Source organism: Desulfosarcina sp., from assembly GCF_041551955.1.
Classification (GTDB): domain Bacteria; phylum Desulfobacterota; class Desulfobacteria; order Desulfobacterales; family Desulfosarcinaceae; genus Desulfosarcina.
In genome coordinates this window covers 1-5,997 of record NZ_JBFELV010000304.1, presented here as the reverse complement: position 1 = coordinate 5,997, position 5,997 = coordinate 1, and the positions used below count along the sequence as shown (strand labels likewise).

The window sequence follows — 5,997 nt, the reverse complement described above, 5'->3', positions numbered from 1 at the left end:
GAGGAATGAGGCGTATTGGCCATACTCCGCATTGACGAGGGATGAAGTACAACGCCGATATCGGGCTTCTTACGGAACCGTCAATTATGTTCATTACTTTAGAAGGCATCGAGGGCTCGGGGAAAACCACACAGATCCAAGCTATTGCCCGATGGCTGAAGGCGGCCGGCCGTGACTGTCTGACCACCCGGGAACCCGGCGGCACGACCATCGGCGCCCAGATTCGTTCCGTCCTGCTCAACCCTGACAACGCCGATTTGGCGCCGGCGGCCGAACTGCTGCTTTATGTGGCGGACCGGGTCCAGCATCTGGAGACGATCGTGCGTCCGGCGCTGGCAGCGGGCAGGGTGGTGGTGTGCGATCGCTATTTCGATGCTACCCTGGTCTACCAGGGCTATGCCCGGGGGTTGGACAAAGAGATGATCCGCCAACTGCACCGGCTGGCCTGCAAGGGCTTGACCCCCGATCTGACCCTGCTGCTCGACCTGGACCCCGAAGCCGGACTGGCCCGTGCCTGGCGTCGGATCGATTCCGATACGGCCCATGCGATGGAATCCCGCTTCGAAAAGGAGAAGCTGCGCTTTCACCAGCGCGTCAGGGCCGGATACCTGGATCTGGCCCGCCGGGAACCGCGACGGTTTGCCGTCATCGATGCCGCCGCAGATGAGCGAGCCGTGCGTGCGCAGATTGAAATCACACTCGAGACTCATTTTAAGCGTTGATCATCGACTACGGACGGAATCCTTTGTCATGACCCACAGCATCCTGAATCATATCGGCAACACCCCGCTGGTGGAGATCCGGCGGCTGAACCCCAACCCGCATGTCCGCATACTGGCCAAGCTGGAGTACCTCAACCCCGGCGGTTCCATCAAGGACCGACCCGCGCTGTCCATGATCGAAGAAGGGGAGCGCTCGGGTGAACTCAAGCCGGGAAAAACGGTGATCGAAGCCACCAGCGGCAACACGGGTATCGGTTTGGCCATGGTCTGCTCGGTAAAAGGTTACCGGCTGCTGCTGGCCATGAGCGAGGCGGCCAGCGTGGAGCGGCAGCAGATCCTCAGGGCGCGCGGTGCAGAGATTCTGCTCACACCCGGCCACTTAGGCACCGACGGTGCCATCGAGGAGGTTTACCGCCTCGCGCGCGAGAACCCGGACACCTATTTCATGACCGATCAGTTCAACAACCCGGCCAACTGGATGGCCCACTACCAGGGAACGGCTGTCGAGTTATGGGATCAGACCGGTGGCACCTTGACCCACATGGTGGCCACCCTTGGCACTTCGGGAACCTTGATGGGGCTGTCCCGGCGGCTCAAGGAATTCAACCCAGAGATCCGGATCATCGGCGTGGAGCCTTATCTGGGGCACCGTCTGCAGGGGCTGAAGAACATGAAGGAGGCCTATCAGCCGGAAATATTCGAAAAACGTTTGCTAGACGAGAAGGTCAACGTCGAAGACGAGCCGGCTTTCGAGATGACCCGGCGCCTGGCCCGTGAAGAGGGCCTCATGGTGGGCATGAGCAGCGGCGCCGCCATGGTGGTGGCCGCCGAGGTCGCCCGGACGCTGGCACAGGGAACGCTGGTGGTGATCTTCCCCGACGGTGGAGAGCGCTATCTGTCCACCCCGCTATTTGCCGTCCAGGAGAAAATCGACCTCAAACTCTTCAATACCATGACGCGTACAAAAGAGCTATTTTTGCCGGTGAATCCGGGAAAAGTGTCCATGTATGCCTGCGGCCCGACCGCCCATGCCCGCATGCACGTGGGGGAGGGACGCCGTTTCGTCTTCTCGGACCTGTTGGCGCGCTACCTGGCCTATCGCGGGTACGCGGTCAAGCAGGTGATGAACATCACCGATCTGGACGACAAGACCATCGAGGGTTCCGAGCAGGCCGGCATGACTCTGGAAGACTTCACCGGCACTCATATCGACTCTTTTCATAAGGATCTCGGTGTCCTGGGTATCCAGCCGGCCAACCACTATCCCAGGGCCAGTGAACACACCGACGACATGGTGGAACTGGCCGACCGGCTGGTCAAGAAGGGCTATGCTTACGAAAAGCTGCGTTCCATCTATTTCGACATCTCACGATTCAAGACATACGGCCAGCTGTCGGGAATCGATCTCAACAAGATCCGCCTCGGCGCCACCGTTGACCTGGAGGAATATGAAAAGGACAACCCCCGCGATTTTACCCTGCTCAAGCGCACCCGGCTGTCGGAACTCAAGCGGGGCATCTACACCCGGACCGAATGGGGCAACATGCGCCCCTCCTGGCACCTGCAGTGTGCGGCCATGTCCATGCACTACCTGGGGGATTTCTACGATATTCACTGCGCCGGCCGCGAACTGGTCTTCCCCCATCACGAGAACGAGATCGCCATTGCCGGCGCGTTGACCGGAAAGACCCTTGCCAAATACTGGGTCCACTGTGACCGCGTGCTGGTGGACGGCAAAAAAGTGGATGAAAAAGGTGACGCCCTGACGATACAGGCCCTGCTGGACATGGGATTTACGGGACGGGAGATCCGCTACTGGCTGATCTCGGTAAACTATCGCAAGCCGGTCTTGTTTTCCGCGGCGCGTCTGAACCGCGTGCGCAAAACCCTGAAGCGTTTAGATGCCTGCATCCGGGCGCTGAAGAGTGTGCGCCACGGAAATGCATACGGGGAGCTGGATCAGCTGTGCTACGACATCAAGAATGGCTTTGTCAGCGCTATGGACGACGACCTGAACATCTCCGCTGCCATGGCCTCCCTATTTACCGTGGTCAAGCGAATCAACACCTTGATATCAAGAAGGGAAATCGATGCTGCCGGAGCTGAAAAAGTGTTGGAGACATTGGCACGCGTCGATACCGTGGTCAATATCTTCGATTTTGAAGATGAAACAGACAACCCACGGGTCCATCAATTGATGGCCGAACGGACCCTTGCCCGTCAGGCCAGGGACTGGGTGCTTGCGGACCGGCTGCGCGACCAGTTGCTGGCCATGGGGGTGGTCCCCCGGGATGATAAGACAGGTGAATAGATTCAACCGAGGAAATGGATCCAAAGAACGTCGAACGTTCAACATCGAATGGTGAATGGAAATGGAAAACACCTTGACCCCCGCATACATGCCGTTTACCTATCTCTCCGAATCCACGGCGCGCATTCTGAGCGCGTTATTGGGGCCGGTGGTGGTTTACCAGCCCTTGGAATCGACTATTCCTGAAGGCATGGGTGCACTGGCGTTGCGGGATCTGGTCGAGATCCGCAAGCCGATTACCCGGGCTGACGACCGGCTGTGCGCCGCGCTGGCGGAATTCACGGACTGGGCGCGCATGAATCCAGGAAAGTCCACCCCGGGCACCGGCTATGTCAGCCAGCGACAGGGGGAGATTCCATTTTTCGACGAAACAGCCGTCAATCGGATCCGTTCCGACATCAATCGCTATCGGCCATCCGATGGTCTGGCTGATCATGAAACGAGAAAAACGGAGGCCGAATTCAGCGCCCGGCTGTTCCTGGCTCTGGCCCAGGAAAACGACCTGGCCACCGACCGGCTTGACGATGACCTCAACCAGTTCAAATCGTTGGAAAATGTGTTTCTTGACACCTTGAAGGATGCCGATGAAGTGGGGTTCGACCGTCAGGCGTCCGGTGCAGCGATCTGGCGGGACGATCCAGGAGCAGCGTTGACCGGAACACGGATTCGCGCCTGGGCCACCCTGGCGGCTGCCGATGCCGTCCCGCCGGAACTGTTGGTCACCACCAGTCGCGCGGTGATCGATAACCTGCTGGAAACCCATGCTGATGCGCTGCGCCTCGACCGGCTGGCCGACATCCGACTTCCTTTCCCGCCAGCCGGCACGGCACCGGTATTGAGCGGGGTGCTGGCCGATCTGGCCAACCGGGAATCCCTGGAATCGGCTGACCTTTCTTCCATCGCCTCGCCGGCCGACGATGCGGTAGCTGCGAGGACTGTCACCGTGACCCTTTTTGGTGCGGTAAACCGGACGCCCGCAACCGTCCTTCGACGTCTGGCCCCTGCGGCGCTTGCCCCGCATGAAGAAAATAACCAACCGAAATCGGTTCGCCACACCCTGATCGTCTTGGTGGAAAGTTGATTTTGTGATTGGTGAAATGCCCTATTGGCGTGGAATTGAGGGCGATTTGACGAGGTGTCGAAAAAAACGCCATCAGCGCTTGACTGGGTGTTTTATTTGGTATAAGCCCTTTTCCATTAAAAGAAAGCAGATGTTGATAATTGGATCAACACGCATAGAAAACTCTTGAAAGGAGACTGTTAAGATGGCATTTAACCCAATCGTTGACGAGGCCAAGTGCGTAGGCTGCGAAGAGTGTGTAGATGTTTGCCCCGTGGAAGTATTCGAGATGCAGGACGAAAAATCCGTTCCGGTAAACGCAGAAGAATGCCTCGGCTGCGAAAGTTGCGTGGAAGTGTGCGAAGAGAGCGCCATCACCGTCGAAGAGACTTAACCATCGACGATGTCATAGACGTTCCAACCCCTGGCGGTTCCTTCCGTCAGGGGTTTTTTTATCCCCGCCGCATTCAGATCATTCATCAATAATACCGGAGGTCAGCCATGAACCGCTATCAGATCGTTGAGACAGCCTTTGGCTTCGGCGCCGTGGCCTTTTCCACCGAGCCGTTCAAACTGGTGGCGACCAGCCTTCCCACATCCGATCTCGACGCACTGTGTCGGCCATTCGACGAGGTATGTTGGCGAATCGACAGCAACCACCCGACAGCATTTAAAATCGGTGCGGCCATGGTCCGTTATTTCAACGGGGAATCGATCGAGATTCCATGGCCGGTAATGGACCTTTCCCGTTTCACCCCCTCCCAACAGGCCGTCTACCGCGCCGTGGCCAATATCCCATACGGCCACACCGCTTCCTACGGTCAGGTGGCCCGGCTTGCCGGCCTCCCCCGTGCCGCCCGTTTCGTGGGCACGACCATGGCCAACAATCCTTATCCGGTTTTCATCCCCTGCCATCGGGTGATCAAAAGCGACGGGTCCCCGGGTGGGTTCGGCGGCGGAGAACCGTTGAAGGCCAGAATGTTGGCCCTGGAAGGCGCCCTATGATCGTTGAGCCGAGATACCTTACACCGTATTCGCGGCGTTTTTTGACAAGGCCGTGATGCGGTCATATTTTATTTGATTAGGGAAATTGTCACTGCAGATTCATCAACTTAGAATGATTTTCTTCTAGCCTTTCTGAGCCACGCTTTTCCTCTACCTCCGTTCGTATATGTCCCTATATCCCATGCGTTGAGCTTTACCTTTGACGTCGCTTTTCCACGATGAAATGAAATGACCCTTGGTTGTCCTGGGTCTGGCGACGACCAGGAGCCGCTGGACATACTCGACTAAAACGGTTTAACATCAACCCATCCAGACAAGGAGACAGAAACATGCCGACTTACATCACTTTAGTCAACTACACCCAAAAAGGCATCGAGAACATCAAAGAAAGCCCTGCGAGATTGGACAAAGTTAAAAAGGCCATGAAAGCGGCCGGAGGTGAATTCAAAGCCTTTTATCTCACCATGGGACATTATGACATGGTTGTTGTCAGCGAGGCCCCCAATGATGCGGTATATGCCACCACCATGCTTGCAATTGGCGCCGCAGGAGCCGTCCGCTCTGAAACCCTCAAGGCATTCACCGAGAAGGAATATCGAGAGATCATCGCCTCGTTGCCGTGAGCAAACAGCGGTGTGTCTTGAACAGAATTTGAAAGGCTCCCGTGCAGCAGGTGACCCCTTTGTTCACGGGGGGGTGAAATAAAAAAGGGCAGGACCTGTGGTAGGGTCCTGCCCTAAAAAATTGGGGATAGAGATTCAGTACAGCGCCGATTAACACCAGTACCATGCAGTAGGATATCCCTTGTGGTCAATATCGGTAAGCCCAACGATAAATCAAATAGATAATTTGAATACCCATTATTCCAAGTAGCCACTACCGATAGCAGAAAAAGGCAG

At 56.8% G+C, this 5,997-nt stretch carries 6 protein-coding genes; all 6 read left to right on the top strand.

What is annotated here, in order from left to right; genetic code table 11:
- Window positions 1–86 precede the first annotated feature (86 nt).
- The 6 genes from tmk to ABYV26_RS18520 all read left to right on the top strand — a co-directional run bounded on the left by tmk (window position 87) and on the right by ABYV26_RS18520 (window position 5,721).
- Window positions 87–722: a dTMP kinase gene (gene tmk / locus ABYV26_RS18545; RefSeq protein ID WP_372682847.1), complete on the top strand. Its 636-nt coding sequence runs from the start codon at window positions 87–89 to the stop codon at window positions 720–722.
- A gap of 28 nt (window positions 723–750) precedes the next feature.
- The gene (gene cysS, locus ABYV26_RS18540; RefSeq protein WP_372682846.1) at window positions 751–3,033 is read left to right on the top strand and encodes a cysteine--tRNA ligase; all 2,283 of its coding nucleotides are present in this window, start codon (window positions 751–753) and stop codon (window positions 3,031–3,033) included.
- A gap of 61 nt (window positions 3,034–3,094) precedes the next feature.
- On the top strand, window positions 3,095–4,114 hold the full coding sequence (locus ABYV26_RS18535; protein ID WP_372682845.1) for a hypothetical protein: 1,020 nt from the start codon (window positions 3,095–3,097) through the stop codon (window positions 4,112–4,114).
- Between the two features lie 184 nt (window positions 4,115–4,298).
- Window positions 4,299–4,487 (top strand): ferredoxin, encoded by a 189-nt coding sequence (locus ABYV26_RS18530; protein WP_372682844.1) that lies wholly within the window; start codon window positions 4,299–4,301, stop codon window positions 4,485–4,487.
- A 107-nt stretch (window positions 4,488–4,594) separates the two neighbouring features.
- Window positions 4,595–5,098 (top strand): methylated-DNA--[protein]-cysteine S-methyltransferase, encoded by a 504-nt coding sequence (locus ABYV26_RS18525; RefSeq protein WP_372682843.1) that lies wholly within the window; start codon window positions 4,595–4,597, stop codon window positions 5,096–5,098.
- Window positions 5,099–5,427: 329 nt separating this feature from the next.
- Entirely contained in the window at window positions 5,428–5,721 is a 294-nt protein-coding gene (locus ABYV26_RS18520; protein WP_372682842.1) for a GYD domain-containing protein, read from the top strand.
- The last annotated feature ends 276 nt before the right edge of the window (window positions 5,722–5,997 follow it).

Coding starts and splice junctions, on each gene's coding strand:
- tmk (WP_372682847.1), top strand. CDS start 87: ATGTTCATTACTTTAGAAGGCATCGAGGGCTCGGGGAAAACCACACAG.
- cysS (WP_372682846.1), top strand. CDS start 751: ATGACCCACAGCATCCTGAATCATATCGGCAACACCCCGCTGGTGGAG.
- ABYV26_RS18535 (WP_372682845.1), top strand. CDS start 3,095: ATGGAAAACACCTTGACCCCCGCATACATGCCGTTTACCTATCTCTCC.
- ABYV26_RS18530 (WP_372682844.1), top strand. CDS start 4,299: ATGGCATTTAACCCAATCGTTGACGAGGCCAAGTGCGTAGGCTGCGAA.
- ABYV26_RS18525 (WP_372682843.1), top strand. CDS start 4,595: ATGAACCGCTATCAGATCGTTGAGACAGCCTTTGGCTTCGGCGCCGTG.
- ABYV26_RS18520 (WP_372682842.1), top strand. CDS start 5,428: ATGCCGACTTACATCACTTTAGTCAACTACACCCAAAAAGGCATCGAG.